The sequence below is a fragment of the Hymenobacter nivis genome (assembly GCF_006439025.1).
Taxonomy (GTDB): Bacteria; Bacteroidota; Bacteroidia; order Cytophagales; family Hymenobacteraceae; genus Hymenobacter; species Hymenobacter nivis_A.
This window is the reverse complement of the sequence record NZ_RCYZ01000002.1, coordinates 582,862-598,716: the sequence shown is the minus strand read 5'-3', so window position 1 is coordinate 598,716 and position 15,855 is coordinate 582,862. Positions and strand designations below refer to the sequence as shown.

Sequence of the window (15,855 nt, the reverse complement as noted above, 5' to 3'; positions counted from 1 at the left end):
CACTGGGCAAGCCTTTTTTTTATGATAGGACTTACGCAAGCAGGCCGACGGGCCGCTCCCTCGGGGCTATAAGTGCGTACGTAATACGTAAGTTGGGGCCCCCGGGGGCCCTATTCCTGGGTGGCCAGGTAGGCGTGGTCGCGCAGCACGGTTTGCAGGAAGGGCAGGTCGGGCAGGTCGGTAGCGATGCCGGTGAGGGCCTTCACTTTGTTAGCCGTTTCGTGCATCAGGGCAATGTCGCCGCGGGCGTTGGCCTGGTGCACCAGCTGGCGCAGCAGGGCCGCGTCGTGGTCGGCGAGGTGGGCGGCTTGCGCAAACACGGGCCGGTAATCGGCCGGCACGGGGGCCGGGCCGGGGGCCCCGGCGGGCACCGCGCGCGGGCGCAGGCTGATGACGGCCGTGCCGGCGGCCAGGTCGCCCAGGCGCTGGCCCTTGCCGTTGATGAGGACGGTGAGCAGCGCCGGGGCCCCAAAAAAGAACAGCACCTCGAAGGGGCGCAGCAGCCAGCGCAGGCAGTAGTCGCCGAGGCTGGGGGCTGTGCCGTCGCGGCGCACCACGCGCAGGTGGCGCGCCTTTTTGCCCAGCGTCTGGCCGTTGAAAAACACCTCGCACACCAGGAAATAAAACATGGTGGGCAGCAGCATCAGCGTCAGGGCCACCCGGTCTTCGCGGGCCCCCAGCTTGTAGAGCAGCACGCCGCACAGGGCAAACCACGCCAGGTAGAGGGCGTAGTCGATGAGCGTGGCCAGCACGCGCTCGCCCACGCTGGCGACCTCGTATTCCAGGCTGACGTTTTGGGTGGTGTGGATGCGCAGGGTACTCATGAGCGGGCGGGGTGCGAAAGGACCCGCCGAAAATACGGCCCGCCGCCAAGATGTTTACGCCACGGGCGGTTGGTGAATAAATAATGATGCTTCGGCGCCGGCTGCTACCTTTAAGGCCCACTACCCCGTCATGCGCGAAGCCCTTTTCCTCCGCCAAAACCAGGCCCGCTGGCAGCAGTACGACGCCAGCCCCGCCGCTGGCCCCGACGAGCTGGCGGCCCGCTTCGTGGCCCTGACCGACGACCTGGCCTTTGCCCAAACCTTTTACCCCGCCTCGCCCACCACGGCCTACCTCAACGCCCTGGCCGCCCGGCAGCACCAGGCCCTGTACCGCAACAAGCGGGAGGCCGGCGGGCGCTTCGGGCAGTTTTGGGCCCGCGAGGTGCCGCTGGTGGTGGGCCGCCACCACCGCACGCTGGCCTGGGCGCTGGCCGTGTTCCTGCTCTTCACGGCGCTGGGGGCCCTGTCGGCGGCCTACGACGACACCTTTGTGCGGGCCGTGCTCGGCGACGGCTACGTGGACCAGACCCTGGAAAACATCCGCCGCGGCGACCCAATGGCCATCTACAAGAGCGCCGGGGAAACGGCGATGTTCCTGCAAATCACGGCCAACAACGTGCGGGTGGCGCTGCTCACCTTCGCGGCGGGCATCACCGGGGGCGTGGGCACGGCCTACATGCTGTTCAAAAACGGGGTGATGCTGGGCTCGTTCCAGTACTTTTTTTACCAGCAGCACGTGCTGCGGCAGTCGCTGCTCACCATCTGGATCCACGGCACGCTCGAAATCTCGTCCATCGTGCTGGCCGGCGGGGCGGGCTTCGTCATGGCCCGGGGCCTGCTGTTTCCGGGCACCTACAGCCGGGCCGCGGCCTTCCGGCACGCGGCCCGCGAGGGCCTGAAGCTGGCCATGGGCCTGGTGCCGCTGTTCTTCGTGGCGGGCTTTCTGGAGAGCTTCGTGACGCGCCACACCGAGATGCCGCTGGCCGCCAGCCTGGCCATCATCGGCGGGTCGGCGGCGTTTCTGGGGTGGTACTTCGTGTGGTACCCCATCCGGCTGCGGCGGCAGCTGGGGGCCCCACCGGCCGCCGCCTAGCCCGCCGCTTGGCTTATTACCCATACCATATTTCCTCTTATCCTTCTCTTTTACAATGCTATGGCCAACACTTACTCGCAAGAATCCGATTTCCGCCAGGAGCGGGACTTTGGGCAAAAAATCAGCGCCACGTTTGAGTTCATCGGCGTGCATTTCCGGCCCCTGGGCCGGGTGCTGCTCTACATTGCCCTGCCCGCCGCCCTGGTGCGGGCCGTGCTGGCCGGCCTGCTGCAAAGCCGGCTCCTGACCACTGTGCAAACGGCGTCCAACACGGCCGGCGGCAGCGTGTGGCGGCGGCAAAATGCCCTGTACAGCTCCATGTTTTCCTCGCCCACTTACTACCTCAACATGGTGGTGAGCCAGGTTTTCATCACCCTAATCATTCTCAGCGTGTACGGCTACCTGCTGCACTGCCTGACGGCCCCCGCCGGCCCCCGCCGCGAAATCACCGTGGCCGACGTGTGGGCGGTGGTGAAGCGCGAATTTGTGGGCACGTTTTTTTCGCTTTGGGGCCTGGGCTTCATCGTTGTGCTGGGCTTCGTGGTATTTTTCCTGCCGGGCATGTACTTGTCGGTGGCGCTGGGCTTATTCTTTGTGGTGCGGCTGGTGGAGGGCACCGATTTCGGGGCTACCGTCAGCCGCTGCCTGTTCCTGACGCGGGGCAAGTGGTGGTCCACGTTCGGCGTGCTTTTCATCATGGTGCTGCTGCTGTACGTGCTGCTGGCGGCCGCCGGCAGCGTGGCCACGCTGCTGGCGGGCGGCCTCACGGCGGTGGTGCAGTCAGTTAGGTCACCGCTGTTCGTCATTACCGTCACGGCCATCACCACGCTGCTCACGCTGCTGGCGTACCCGCCCATCCTGCTGGTGCTGGCGTTCCAGTACTTCAACCTGGTAGAGCGCAAGGAGAGCCGCGGCCTGCACGCCTTGGTGAACCAGCTGGGCCAGGCCCCGGCCGCCGCCGTGCCCCACGCCTACCGCCCCGACGAGGAAGGGGAATATTAGGTTTTTAGTTGTTCGTTGCTCAGGAAATCGTCAGGCTGTCATGCTCATCTGGCGTCCACGCGGTCGAAGCATCTCCACCGCAGCAGTAGCCGCCAAATAGTGCGCGGTAGAGATGCTTCGGCCACACTTCGATCCGCTCAGCATGACGGCCTGATGGCTTCCCTGAAAACTGACAACCAACTACTAAGCCGCCGCCCCTGTCCACCCACCATGCTTTGCTATTGAAAACGCCCCGCCTCCTCGCCCTGCTTCCGCTGCCGTGGCTGCGCCCCGCGGTGCTGGCCGGGGCCCTGCTGGCTGCATCGGCTAGCGTCGTGGGGGCCCCAGCCCCCCCCGCGGCGCGCCCACCGGCGCCCGTGCCGGCGCTGGCCGACACGGCCACCCGCCCGCTGCCCGCCGACCGCGCCACGGCGCTGCCCACCCGCCGGCCCGACGCGGCGCGGTTGCAGGAGCTGCGCGGCCAGCGCGAGTTTGACTACGCCGAGGCAGCGCCACGGCTCAGCGCCTGGGATTTGTTTTGGGCGCGGCTCTGGCAGCGGGTGCAGGATTGGTTGCAGCAGCGGAGCTACACGCACTTTTGGCGTTGGGTATTTTACGCCCTGTTTGTGGCGGCGGGGGTGTTTGTGGTGCTCAAGCTGTTGCAAGTGGACCTCACCGGCGTGTTTGGCCGGGGGCCCCGCCGGGCCCCGCTGGCCTACGAAGCGGCCGCCGAGAACATCCACGAAGTCGATTTCACCGCCCGCCTGGCTGAGGCCGAGGCCACCGGCAACTTCCGGCTGGCCGTGCGCCTGGGCTACTTGCAGCTGCTCAAGCAGCTCGCCGACGGCGGCTTCATCGACTGGCAGCCCAACAAAACCAACCACGCCTACCTGGCCGAGCTACCCGCCCAGGGCCCCCTGCGCACCGATTTCCGCGAAATCACCCGGCAGTTTGAGTACGTGTGGTACGGCGAGCTGGGGCTGACGGCCGGGCAGTACGCGCACGTGCGCACCGGGCACCGGGCCCTGGCCGGCCAGCTGGCGGGGGCCCCGGCCCGCCGCCCCGCCTAATTTTTTTCGCTGCGCCCATATGACGACGTTTCGCTGGTATGTGCTCGGGTTGCTGGCCTTATTCGGGGCCTACGTGGCCCTGGAATACTACCGCCCCAAGCCCCTGGACTGGTCGCCGACCTACATCAACAAGGACAAGATTCCCTACGGCACCTTCGTGCTGTTTGACCAGCTGCCGCGCTTGCTCGGCACCGATTCAGTGGCCGTCGTGCGCCAATCGGCCTACGTCCAGCTCACCGGGGCCCCGGAGCCGGACGACGACGCGGCCGCGGCGGAGAGCTCCGACGAGCCGGCCACCGCCCCCGACTCGGCCGCGGCGCAAGTGGGCAGCCTCGGCGAACAAGCCAGCCCCGTTTCCTACGATTCGACCGAAGTGGAAACGGCTCCGCCGCCCGCCGCCGGGCCTGACGTGCGGGCGGCCCGGGCCAACTACCTGTTCGTCAACGACGGCTTTGGGGCCTCGGAGGCCGACGCCAGGGCCCTGCTGCGCTTCGTGGCCCAGGGCAGCGACGTGTTCATCGCGGCCGACGGTTTCCGGGGCCGGGTGCTGCGCGATTCGCTGGGCTTTGATACCGACGACGTGGCCGGGGCCGCCCGCCCGGGGCCCCGCAGCCTGCTCGCCCCCGATTCGGTGGTGCTGCGCTTCACCCACCCGGCGCTGGCCGGCGCGCGCTACCGGCTACCGGCCCTGCTGGCCCGGGCGCGCCTAGTGGTGAAGGCCGGGCGGGCCGGCCACACCCTGGCCACCGATGCCCAGGGCCGCGCCGTGCTCATCCGCCTCGACCACGGCGCGGGCCACTTCTACCTGTGTTCGGTGCCGCTGGCCTTCACCAACTACTACCTGCTGCGGCCCCGCACCGCGGGCTTTGCCGCCGGGGCCCTGGCCTACCTGCCCGCCCGCGCCGCCTGGTGGGACGAGTACCAGAAGCAGGGGCCCCTGGGCGACCAGTCGCTGCTGCGGGTGCTGCTGGCCCACCCGGCCCTGCGCGCCGCCTACTACCTCACGCTGCTGGGGGCCCTGCTGTTTGTGCTAGTGGAGGCGCGCCGCCGCCAGCGCATCATCCCCATCCTCAAGCCCTTACCCAACACCACGCTGCTCTTCACGCGCACCGTGGCGGGGCTCTACCGCCAGGGCCGCAACCACGCGCTCATTGCCGAGAAGCGGGTGGCCCTGTTCCTCGATTACCTGCGGGTGCGCTTCAACGAAGCCAGCCCCGACCTGGGCGACCACGACTTCCGCGAGCGGCTGAGCCAGAAGGCCGGCCTGCCCCGCGCCCGCGTCGACGAGCTGCTGCGGCTCGTAAATTTCGCCCGCACCGCCCCCCAAATCGACGACCGGGCCCTGCTCCAGCTCAGCCGCGCCATCACCGATTTCCGGCGCGAAGCCGGCTAACGCGAGTTTTTGCACTGAACCCAGAAACACCATTTTTACCCAATTGTACTATTCCGCTATAATGCCCTGAGTGCGTGGAAACAGCCTTTTTTTGGCCTGTTTCGCCTCCTGGGGCCCCTTTCTTACCGCATGGAACCCACCGACTTCACGCCTGAATCCGCTCCGCTGACGCCGCCAACCCCAGCCGTTGGCAATGATACGCCAGCCGCCGAATCTGCGCCCGCCCCCGAAGCAGCCGCCGGCTTCGCGCCCCGCACCGACTTTGCCCAGCTCGCGGCCCGCGCCGAGGCCGTGCGCGCCGAGATTGGCAAAATCATCGTTGGCCAAACCGATTTGCTGGAGTTGCTGCTCACGGCCGTGCTGGCCGACGGCCACGTGCTGCTGGAAGGCGTGCCGGGCGTGGCCAAAACCCTCATGGCCAAGCTACTGGCCCGCACGCTGGCCGTGCCCTTCAGCCGCATCCAGTTCACGCCCGACCTGATGCCGGCCGATGTGTTGGGCACGTCCATTTTCCGGCAGAACACCGGCGAGTTCGAGTTTCGCCGGGGCCCTATTTTCGCCAGCGTGGTGCTGATTGACGAGATAAACCGGGCTCCGGCCAAGACGCAATCGGCCCTGTTCGAGGTGATGGAGGAGCGCACCGTGACGCAGGACGGCACCACCTACGCCATGCAGGAGCCCTTTTTGGTACTGGCCACCCAAAACCCCGTGGAGCAGGAAGGCACCTACCGCCTGCCCGAGGCCCAGCTCGACCGCTTCCTTTTTAAGCTGCGCGTGGGCTACCCCACCCTGGCCGAAGAAGTGCAGATTTTGCAGGGCCACCACGCCGGCTTCGGCGGCGCTTCGCTGGAAAGCGTGCAGCCCATCCTGTCGGCCGCCGACCTGGGGGCCCTGCGCGCGCAAGTGCGCCAGCAGCGCGTCGAGCCCAACATTCTGGAGTACATCGCCAAGCTCGTGGGCCAAACACGCGCCCACAAAGCGCTGTACCTGGGCGCCTCGCCCCGCGCCTCGCTGGCCCTGCTCAATGGCGCCAAAGCCCTGGCCGCCCTGCGCGGCCGCGACTTCGTGACGCCCGAAGACGTGCAGTTTTTGGCCCCCAGCGTGCTGCGCCACCGCATCCTGCTCACCCCCGAGCGCGAAATGGAAGGCGGCACGCCGGATGAGGTAGTGCAGCAGATTGTGCAAAGCATCGAAGTGCCGCGGTGATGGCGTATTCCACCGATTGGTTGCTCGCCCAACTCGCCGCGGGCCACCGCGTCAAGTACCTGTTCTTTTGGGGGCACCAGCCCAGCAAGGACGGCAGCGTTACCAAAGCGTGCCTTAGCCAGTGGTGGCCGGCCGATTTTATGGTCGCCAGCGTTACGTACCGCTCCACCGAGCACTGGATGATGGCCGAAAAGGCCCGGCTATTTGCTGACGACGAGCTGCGGAACCGCATTCTGGCCGTCAAAAGCCCGGCGGAAGCCAAGAAGCTGGGGCGCCAAATCCGTGGTTTTGAGCCCACTTTGTGGGAGGCGCACAAGTACGAAATCGTCAAGGCTGGCAACCTCCACAAATTTGGCCAGCACCCCGACCTGGCCGAATTTTTACTCGCCACCAACAACCGGGTGCTAGTGGAGGCCAGTCCGGTTGACACTATATGGGGCATTGGCCTGGCCGCCGACGCAGCCGACGCTGAGCACCCGGCCCGCTGGCGGGGCCCCAATCTGCTGGGCTTTGCGCTGATGGAAGTTCGGGACCAATTGCAAAACCGATGAGCTTTTTCCTGACGCGCCGCTTCTTTCTGCTCCTTGTGGCCCTCATCACGGGGTTCGCGGTGGCGTTTTTTCTGCCGTGGCTGCTGGGGCCGGTGCGGGTGGTGGGGCTGCTGCTGGGGGCCCTGGTGGGGCTGGATGCGCTGCTGCTGTACGCGCCGGCCAAGGGCCAGGGGGCCCCGGTGTTTGGGCGGCGGGTGCTGGGCGACAAGCTGGCCAACGGCTCGGACAACGACGTGGAGTTGTACCTCGAAAACCGTTACCGCTTTGCTATTCAGACGGAAACGATTGACGAGATTCCGCACCAGTTTCAGCGGCGCGACGTGCTGTTTAGGGCCCCCATCCGACCGGGCGAAACGCAGGTCATTCGCTACCAGCTGCGGCCCACCAAGCGCGGCGAATACGAGTTTGGGGCCCTGAACATCTACGCCGCCTCGCCGCTGGGGCTGGTGCGCCGCCGGTTTCGCTACGACGCGCAGCGGGTGGTGCCGGTGTACCCGTCGTTTTTGCAGATGCGGCAGTACGAGCTGCTGGCCAGCCACAACCGCCTCACGGAAGTGGGCGTGAAGCGCATTCGGCGGGTGGGCCACAGCCAGGAGTTCGAGCAAATACGGCCCTACGCGCCCGGCGACGACCCACGCACCATTAACTGGAAAGCCACGGCCCGCCGCGCCGGCACCGGCGCGGCCGACGCGCTGGTGGTGAACCACTTCCAGGACGAGCGCGCCCAGCCCGTGTACTGCCTCATCGACAAGGGCCGCGTGATGCGCATGCCCTTCGAGGGCCTCAGCCTGCTCGACTACGCCATCAACGCCACGCTGGTGCTCAGCAACATCGCCCTGCTCAAGCACGACAAGGCGGGGCTCATCACGTTTTCCAACAAGCCCGGGGCCGCCCTGCTGGCCGACCGCCGGCCCGGCCACCTACTGAAGATTTTGGAGGTGCTGTACCGTCAGAAAACGCAGTACTTGGAGTCGGATTATGCGCTGCTGTACGCCACGGTGCGGGCCCGCGTGCGGCAGCGCAGCCTGCTGGTGCTGTTCACCAACTTCGAAACCCTGCACGGCATGCAGCGCCAGCTGCCGTACCTGCGCCGCCTCGCCCAGGACCACCTGCTGCTGGTCGTGTTTTTCGAAAATACCGAGCTGCGCGCCTACCTGGGGGCCCCGGCCGAAACAACCGAGGACGTGTACAACCAGACCATCGCCGAAAAATTTGCTCAGGAAAAGCGCCAAATTGTGCTCGAATTGCAGCGCTACGGCATCCAGGCGCTGCTGACGGCCCCGAAGGATTTGAACGTCAACACCATTAACAAGTACCTAGAATTTAAAGCACGCGGACTACTATGAAGCAACCAACGGCCCCACGCCCCGAAAAAACCAGCGCCGCGAACCAAGGCGGCGCCCCGCACATTTTTCGGCCCTGGGCGTTAGTCGTCGTTGTTTTGCTGCTGGCAATTATGGGGGCCCCCAGCGCCCGGGGCCAGGTGCCCGGGGCCCCCTCGCCCCTGCTGCCCCAGCCCACCGAGCTGCACTGGGGCACCGGCCGCCTGCCCCTGAAATCGGCGCTGCACCTGCAAATTGCCGCCCCTGCCGTGCCCGACCCGGCCGTGCGGCCCGCCGCGCTGCGCACTCTGGCCCGCCTGCACCGCGGGGCCCCCGCCCGCCCCGCCAAAACGCCGGGCCCGGTGCTGCAAATCCGCTACGGGCGGGCGGGCCAGCTGGCCCAGCCCGGCGAGGAGCGCTACAGCCTGCGCGTGACGCCCGGCGGCGTGCTCATCGACGCGCCCACCGGCCTGGGGGTGCTGCGGGCCTTGGCCACGCTCGAGCAGCTGCCGCATGCTGGCCCGGCCGGCCGCTACCTGCCCGAGGCCGACGTAGCGGACCAGCCGCGCTTTGCCTGGCGCGGGCTGCTGATTGACCCCGCCCGGCACTTTTTGCCGGTGGCCGTCGTCAAGCGCAACATCGACGGCATGGCGGCCGTGAAGCTGAACGTGCTGCACTGGCATTTGTGTGACGACGAGGGCTTTCGGGTGGAAAGCAAGCTGCTGCCGCGCTTGCAGCAGGTGGCCGGCGCCACCGGCTACTACACCCAGGCGCAGGTGCGCGAGGTGGTGGCCTACGCCGCGGCGCGCGGCATCCGGGTGGTGCCCGAGTTCGACCTGCCGGGCCACACCGGGGCCCTGGTGGCAGCCTACCCGCGGCTGGCGTCCAACGATTCCATCAAGGAAGTGCCCGTGCGCTGGGGCCTGCTCAACATCGCCATCGACCCCACCAAGCCCGGCACCTACCCCTTCCTCGACTCGCTGCTGACGGAGATGAGCGGGCTGTTTCCCGACCCGTACTTCCACATCGGGGGAGATGAAAACGACGGGCGGCAGTGGCGGCACAACCCGCGCATTGTGGCCTTCATGCGCGACAACAAGATGCTGAAAGCCGGCACCACCGACGTGGACAAGCACCAGCTCCAGACCTACTTCAACCGCAAAATGCTGGCCCTGCTCACGGCCCGGGGCAAAACGATGGTGGGCTGGGACGAGATTTTGGGCCCCGACCTGCCCAAAGAGGTCGTCATCCAGAGCTGGCGCGGGGCCAAGGGCCTAAACGAAGCCGTGCGCCTGGGCCACCGCGCCCTGCTCTCCAACGGCTACTACCTCGACCTGAACTACCCCGCCGCCGCTCACTACGCCGCCGACCCGCTGCCCGCCGCCACGCCCTTGAGCGCGGCCCAGCAGCAGCTGGTGCTGGGCGGCGAAGTGGCCATGTGGAGCGAATTCGCCGACTCCGTCATCTACGACTCGCGGGTATGGCCCCGGGCCGCGGCGGTGGCCGAGCGGCTATGGTCGCCCCAGGCCACCACCCAAAACGTGCCCGACCTGTACCGTCGCCTAGCCCTGGTATCGACTCAATTGGAGGCCTTGGGCCTGCAACACCGCCGGGCCCCGGCGCAGCTGCTGCGCCAAATGGCGCCGGCCGGGACCCTGGGGCCCCTCACCACGCTGGCCGACGTACTGGAACCGGTGAAGGACTACAAGCGCCATTTCCAGGGCTTTAAGTACACCACCCAGACGCCCCTGACCCGCCTCGTGGACGCCGCCCCGGCCGAATCGGACGTGGCCCGGCAGTTTGGCGCCACCGTAGACAGCGTGCTGGCCGGCCTGGGGGCCCCCGTGCGCCCGCCCGCCCTGGCCCGGCAGCTGCTGCAGCTGCGGGCCCAGCTGCTGCGCTGGCAAGCCGCCGATGCCACCCTGCGCCCGCTGCTGCTGGCCAGCCCCGCTCTCAGCGAGTACGCTCCGCTCTCGACGCGGCTGGGGGCCCTGGCCGCAGTGCTGCTCGAGCGCCTCACGCAGCTCGAAGCCAACCAACCTGCCCTGCCCGTGTGGCAGATGACGGCCCGCGCCATCCTCGACGAGGCCCAGCTGCCCGCCGGCCAGGCCGAGCTGGCCGTGGTGAAAGCCGCCCGCCGGCTAGCCGGTCTTTAGGGTCGGTTAGGGAATGGTAATGCGTTTAGTTACCTTACCGAGGCACTTTGCTTGACTGGCTTTACAGGCCATTCTTAACGATAAGATTAATTGCCTGAAAACATGCTAAAGTCCGCATTATTTTTAAGCTCGTTCATACTATTTTTATTTATTACTGGCTGCAATAGCAACAAATTACCAGATAATATTATTGTTGAAGGGTTTGTTGAAAACTTGCCAGATGGCAAAATATATTTAACCGATGCTTACGATTGGAAAATAGTTTTCGATTCTACAAAAACGATAAACGGACACTTTAAATTTAATTTGAAGCGCGATACTTCCTTTGTTTCTTTCTTGGCTAGTGTTCGCTATCCTGACAGCACTTTTAAAGCGCATCATCAAATCAGAAATTTATATTACTCAAATGTGTATGAATCTAAAGGCAAACTCACAAACAGTACAAGTGGGTTCTTTCTTAGCCCAGAAGGTGCCGTTATTAGAGGAAGAATAGGTTTGAATTCATTTGGAGAAATACGGGTATCCGCTGGTAAAGACAATGAGCTTTATCAAAGTTTATCAAGCACTGGGTTTGGCTACATGAAGCATATTGACTCAACTAAAAGAGCTAGCAGAATACAATATTTTAAAAGAACAATAAATAAACATCCTGCTTCTTACTTTCTTTTTAAAGAGATTATTTACGATAAAGAGAATTATACCGAGAAGGAATTAGAAGAGCTATTACCTCTTTTTGATGAGGAAATACAAAAATCAAAGCCAGGAAGATATTTAAAAAAATATTTGGCAAATAGAACGGACGTAAATACGCCTTATCCCAATCTCGTTCTTTCAGATAGCAAAAACGAGCAACATAGCATTATAGACCCAAAAGCCAAAATAAATATGCTGGTCTTTTGGGCGAGCTGGTGCGGGCCCTGCCGCCAAGAAATACCTGCATTGAAAAAAGTATATCAAGCATTTCAAAACAAGGGCTTACGCATGGCTAGTATTTCCATAGACGAAGACCATAATGCCTGGCACAAAGCACTCACGAAGGAGAATATGGGCTGGCAGCAATTTATTATTCAGAAAGACCAGATGATAAATACGAAGCAGCAATTTAATGTTAATGCAATCCCATATATTATATTAACTGATAGTTTGGGTAATAAAATTGTGGAAACAACTGGTTCCGGTGAGGATAACATAGCAATTCTCAATGGCGCTATTTATAAACAGCTGTAGCAGTTTCGTAAAATCTTTATTCTGTTTTCGGCCTTATTGCAGCTGCGGGAAATCCCTTTATACTTAGCAGCCACGCAGGGGGCCCTAAACCTGACCCTGGCCCGCCGGGGCCCCTACGCGAGGTTGTACTCGGGGCGCCACTTCTCGATGGTGTGGTTGTAGATGGCCTGGTTGGCCATGTGCACGGTGCAGGCCGCCCGCGCGCCGGTTAACACGTTGGAATCGGGCACTTTGCGCTCGATGATGGCTTGGTGGAAGTCGCGCAGCGAGTACCACGAGCCGTCCTTCAGCGGCTCGGCGCCGGTGGTGATGGCCATGCCGCCGTCCTTGTTCCAAGTGATTTTCGTGGCGCCGGTCACGCCGTCCACGGTGCCGTACTGCTTCCGGGTTTCCTGCTCCGGGTAGTACATGCCCTGGTCCACGAGCAGCGAAATGGTGCCCTTGGTGCCCTTTAGCTTGAAGAGGTAGCCGTCGCGGGCGTTGCCACAGGTGGCGCCAAAGTTGCCCACCATGCCTTCCTGGGCGTAGCGCACCATCACCTGCACGTTGTCGTAGGTTTCGCGGCCGTCCTTGTAGAAGTCAATGCCGCCAGTGCCGAACACCTCGTCGGCGTGCGTTTCGAAGGCCCAGTTGATGAAGTCCATCTGGTGCGAGAGCAGCTCGGCGGCCAGCCCGCCCGAGTACTCGCGGTACATGCGCCAGTTGATTTTGCGCTCCAGGCCCGGCTCCGGCACCGGGCGGCGCCAGCTGCCGTTGCGGTCCCAGCGGCAGTCAATCTGCGTCACCTTGCCCAGGTAGCCCTGCTTGATCATCTCCTTCACCCGGTAGTACAGCGGCGAGTAGCGGTACTGGTGGCCCACTTGCAGCGTTTGGGCAGGCCGCTGCTGGGCCAGCCGCACCAGCTCCAGGGCCTGCGGAATGTCGTAGGTCATTGTTTTTTCGAGGTACACCTGCTTGCCGGCGGCCAGCGCGTCCTTGGCCACCTGGAAGTGCAGGTGGAGCGGCACGGCGATGATGACGGCCTCCACCGCCCGCGCGTCGAGCAGGGCGTGGTAGTCGGCGTAGGTTTTGGCGTGGCCGGCGCTTTTCAGCGCGTTTTGCAGCCGAAACGGCAGCTCGTCGCACACGGCCACTACTTCAAATTGGTCGGGCAAATCCTGCAAAATCTTGAGCAGCCCCGTGCCACGGTCGCCGCAGCCAATGACGCCGAGTTTGATTTTGCGCATTGGCGCGGGGGCCCCCAGCGCGTCGGCCAGGGCCCCGGGCAGCCACAGCCCACCGGTCAGCAGGCCCGTTTGCTTAATAAAGTCACGTCTGGGAAGGTTCGTCATGGGTGCACTATTAGTCGTTGAAAGCCGCGGGTGGCCGTGTCGGCCACGGTGCCGTCGGGCCGTTGGTAAAGCAAGTAGGCCTGGAGGTGCCGGTGGCGCCGCAAAAACGCCAGCGCGTCGGCCAAGCCCATGCCCATCAGGGCGTTGTCGTAGGCGTCGGCGGTCAGCGCGTCGCGCGCCACCACCGTGGCGCTCACCAGCTCGTTGCGGAACGCGTAGCCGGTTTTGGGATCAATGAGGTGGGCGCTCTTCACGGGGCCCCAGCGCTTGAACTTGCGGTAGTTGCCCGACGTGGTGATGCCGCCCGCGCGCAGCTGCACCACTTGCTGCAGGCCCGCCGGGGGCGCGTCGGTGGTGTCGGGCCGCTCCACGCCCACGCGCATCGGCGCGCCGCCGGGCCACTTGCGGCCCCGCACCCTGATTTCGCCGCCCACCTCCACCAGGTAGTTGCGGATGCGGTGGCGCTCGAGCAGCGCGGCCAGCACGTCCACGGTGTAGCCCTGGGCGATGCCGTTCAGGTCGAGGTGCACGCCGGGCACGTCCTTCACCAGCGAGTCGCCGCGCAGGTGCACTTTGTCGGAGCCCACCAGCGGCAGCAGCGCCGCAATGGCCGCCGCCGATGGGGGCCTCGCCACCGGCCGGGGCCCAAAGCCCCAGGCCTGCACCAGCGGCTCCACCGTGGCGTCGAAGCGGCCGCCGGTATCGCGGTACACGGCCAGCGCCTTGCGCACCACTAGCCGCAGGTGGCGGTCGGCCACCACGCCCCGGGCCGCTTGGTTGAAGCGGTTGATGAGCGAGCCGGGCGCGTAGAGCGAGAGCGAGGCGTCAATTTCGGCCAGCTGGCGGGCCACGTCCGCCCCCGCCACGGCGCTGTCGGCCGCGTAGTAGGTCACCGCGTACGTCGTGCCCTGGGCGTAACCACTGAGGTGGTACGCCCGCCGGGGCGCCGGGGCCCCAGCCGCGAGCCCGAGGCCAATGGCCAGCAGAAAACAGTGTAGCACGCGCTTAAAAATTAAGTGGCGGCCGCGCCTGCCGGCCGGCCCGGCAGCACAATCGATTCGGTTAGCTGCCGCAAAATAGGCAACAAAACCCACCTTGGGGCCACTACCACTAGGGCACCGGCGGCGGCGACCCCAGGCCAGGGCCCCGGTACCATTGCCCGGTTTTTTTATACTTTAGCCGGGCCCGGGCCGGCAGAAGCTGGTCATTACCAGCCCAGGCCGGCTAGCCGGTCGGCGGCCCGTGCCTTACTTTAGGGCCCCTACCCTTCCACTTCACCCCCACTTTCTTGAAACGATTCCCAACAATTGCCACCCGCGTGGTAGCCGCTGCGCTAACGTTTGCTTACCCCCACGCGAGCCACGCCCAGGGCCCCGGCCCGTGGCAAAACCTGTTCGACGGCAAAACCCTGACGGGCTGGAAACGCCTGGCCGGCACGGCCGATTACAAAGTGGAAAACGGCGCCATTGTGGGCACCACCGTGATGAACTCCGGCAACACCTTCTTGGTGACGGAGAAGGAATACGGCGACTTCGCCCTGGAGCTGGACCTGATGATTGAGAGCCCGGTGAGCAACTCGGGCGTGCAAACCCGCAGCCACTTCGACACGCCCGAGCACAAGGGCGTGGTGTTCGGGCGGCAGCTGGAAATTGACCCGTCGGAGCGCGCCTGGTCGGGCGGGATTTACGACGAGGCCCGCCGCCAGTGGCTCTACCCGCTCGACTTGCACCCGGCGGCCAAAACGGCCTTCAAGGTGGGGCAGTACAACCACCTGCGGGTGGAGTGCATCGGCAACGAGATGCGCACGTGGGTCAACAACATCCCGGTGGCTTACGTGGTGGACCCCGTGGACCCCAAGGGCTTCATCGGCTTGCAGGTGCACGGCATCACCACCCAGGAGCAAGCGGGCAAGAAGGTCTACTTCAAAAACATCAAGATTCAGACGGCCAACCTAAAGCCCAGCGCGTTCCCGGCCGACATCTACGTGGTCAACTTCGTGCCCAACTACCTGACGGCGTACGAAAAGCAGCACGGCTGGAAGCTGCTCTTCGACGGCAAATCTTCGGCGGGCTGGCGCAGCGCCAAGGGCCCCGCGTTCCCGGCCAAGGGCTGGCAGGTGGACGCGGGCACGATGACCGTGCAGCCCTCGGCCGGCAAAGAGGCGGCCAACGGCGGCGACATCGTGACGAACGACCAGTACAAGGCCTTTGACCTGTCGTTCGAGTTCAAGCTCACGCCGGGCGCCAACAGCGGCGTGAAGTACTTCGTGACGCTGGACGAGAAAACCGAGGGCTCGGCTATCGGCCTGGAGTACCAGGTGCTCGACGACGCGCTGCACCCCGACGCCAAGCTCGGGCGCGACGGCGACCGGACGCTGGCCTCGCTCTACGACCTGAAAACGTCGCTCAAGAACCCGCGCTTCATCCACCCCATCGGCGAGTGGAACGTGGGCCGCGTGGTGGTGCACCCCGACAACCGCGTGGAGCATTACCTCAACGGCTTGAAAGTGCTGGAGTACACCCGCGGCTCGAAGGAATACCTGGACCTGGTGGCCCAGAGCAAGTACCACATCTGGCCCAACTTCGGCATGGCGCCCCAGGGCCGCATTTTGCTTCAAGACCACGGCAACGAGGTGTCGTTCCGGAGCATCAAAATCAAGCAGTTGTAAGCTTTTCCTTTCGCCTTCCCACCCACTTTTCCA

The 15,855-nt window shown here is 64.5% G+C and carries 13 protein-coding genes; 10 read left to right on the top strand and 3 right to left on the bottom strand.

Annotation, left to right across the window (positions count from 1 at the left end; translation table 11 throughout):
• Nucleotides 1–110: 110 nt before the first annotated feature.
• A complete protein-coding gene (locus EAH73_RS07070; RefSeq protein ID WP_140465770.1) occupies nucleotides 111–824 on the bottom strand; it encodes an RDD family protein in 714 nt (237 codons plus the stop codon).
• Nucleotides 825–954: 130 nt separating this feature from the next.
• On the opposite strand from EAH73_RS07070, the gene EAH73_RS07065 reads away from it, so the two are divergent.
• The 9 genes from EAH73_RS07065 (at nucleotide 955) to EAH73_RS07025 (ending at nucleotide 11,823) form a co-directional block, all read left to right on the top strand.
• Nucleotides 955–1,917, top strand: a complete 963-nt coding sequence (locus tag EAH73_RS07065) for a stage II sporulation protein M (RefSeq protein WP_140465769.1) — start codon at nucleotides 955–957, stop codon at nucleotides 1,915–1,917.
• 60 nt (nucleotides 1,918–1,977) lie between these two features.
• Nucleotides 1,978–2,919 (top strand): hypothetical protein, encoded by a 942-nt coding sequence (locus tag EAH73_RS07060; RefSeq protein WP_140465768.1) that lies wholly within the window; start codon nucleotides 1,978–1,980, stop codon nucleotides 2,917–2,919.
• A gap of 221 nt (nucleotides 2,920–3,140) precedes the next feature.
• Nucleotides 3,141–3,968: a DUF4129 domain-containing protein gene (locus tag EAH73_RS07055; RefSeq protein ID WP_161599465.1), complete on the top strand. Its 828-nt coding sequence runs from the start codon at nucleotides 3,141–3,143 to the stop codon at nucleotides 3,966–3,968.
• Nucleotides 3,969–3,987: 19 nt separating this feature from the next.
• Entirely contained in the window at nucleotides 3,988–5,361 is a 1,374-nt protein-coding gene (locus EAH73_RS23370; protein WP_193560189.1) for a DUF4350 domain-containing protein, read from the top strand.
• 129 nt (nucleotides 5,362–5,490) lie between these two features.
• Nucleotides 5,491–6,567 (top strand): AAA family ATPase, encoded by a 1,077-nt coding sequence (locus EAH73_RS07045; protein ID WP_140465766.1) that lies wholly within the window; start codon nucleotides 5,491–5,493, stop codon nucleotides 6,565–6,567.
• 20 nt (nucleotides 6,568–6,587) lie between these two features.
• Nucleotides 6,588–7,118, top strand: a complete 531-nt coding sequence (locus EAH73_RS07040; protein WP_240047169.1) for an NADAR family protein — start codon at nucleotides 6,588–6,590, stop codon at nucleotides 7,116–7,118.
• On the top strand, nucleotides 7,115–8,464 hold the full coding sequence (locus EAH73_RS07035; protein ID WP_140465764.1) for a DUF58 domain-containing protein: 1,350 nt from the start codon (nucleotides 7,115–7,117) through the stop codon (nucleotides 8,462–8,464). Before EAH73_RS07040 ends, EAH73_RS07035 begins: the two co-directional genes overlap by 4 nt.
• Before the next feature lie 95 nt (nucleotides 8,465–8,559).
• Nucleotides 8,560–10,596: a beta-N-acetylhexosaminidase gene (locus tag EAH73_RS07030; RefSeq protein ID WP_161599464.1), complete on the top strand. Its 2,037-nt coding sequence runs from the start codon at nucleotides 8,560–8,562 to the stop codon at nucleotides 10,594–10,596.
• Between the two features lie 102 nt (nucleotides 10,597–10,698).
• Nucleotides 10,699–11,823: a TlpA disulfide reductase family protein gene (locus tag EAH73_RS07025; RefSeq protein WP_140465762.1), complete on the top strand. Its 1,125-nt coding sequence runs from the start codon at nucleotides 10,699–10,701 to the stop codon at nucleotides 11,821–11,823.
• A gap of 113 nt (nucleotides 11,824–11,936) precedes the next feature.
• Here the strand turns inward: EAH73_RS07025 and EAH73_RS07020 are convergent, their stop codons facing one another.
• Complete coding sequence (locus EAH73_RS07020; RefSeq protein ID WP_140465761.1) at nucleotides 11,937–13,154, bottom strand: Gfo/Idh/MocA family protein; 1,218 nt, start codon at nucleotides 13,152–13,154, stop codon at nucleotides 11,937–11,939.
• A complete protein-coding gene (locus EAH73_RS07015) occupies nucleotides 13,151–14,155 on the bottom strand; it encodes an FAD:protein FMN transferase (RefSeq protein WP_205012966.1) in 1,005 nt (334 codons plus the stop codon). The genes EAH73_RS07020 and EAH73_RS07015 overlap by 4 nt, the downstream gene beginning before the upstream one ends.
• Nucleotides 14,156–14,442: 287 nt before the next feature.
• Here EAH73_RS07015 and EAH73_RS07010 point away from each other — a divergent pair, with 287 nt between their 5' ends.
• A complete protein-coding gene (locus tag EAH73_RS07010) occupies nucleotides 14,443–15,822 on the top strand; it encodes a DUF1080 domain-containing protein (protein ID WP_240047168.1) in 1,380 nt (459 codons plus the stop codon).
• The last annotated feature ends 33 nt before the right edge of the window (nucleotides 15,823–15,855 follow it).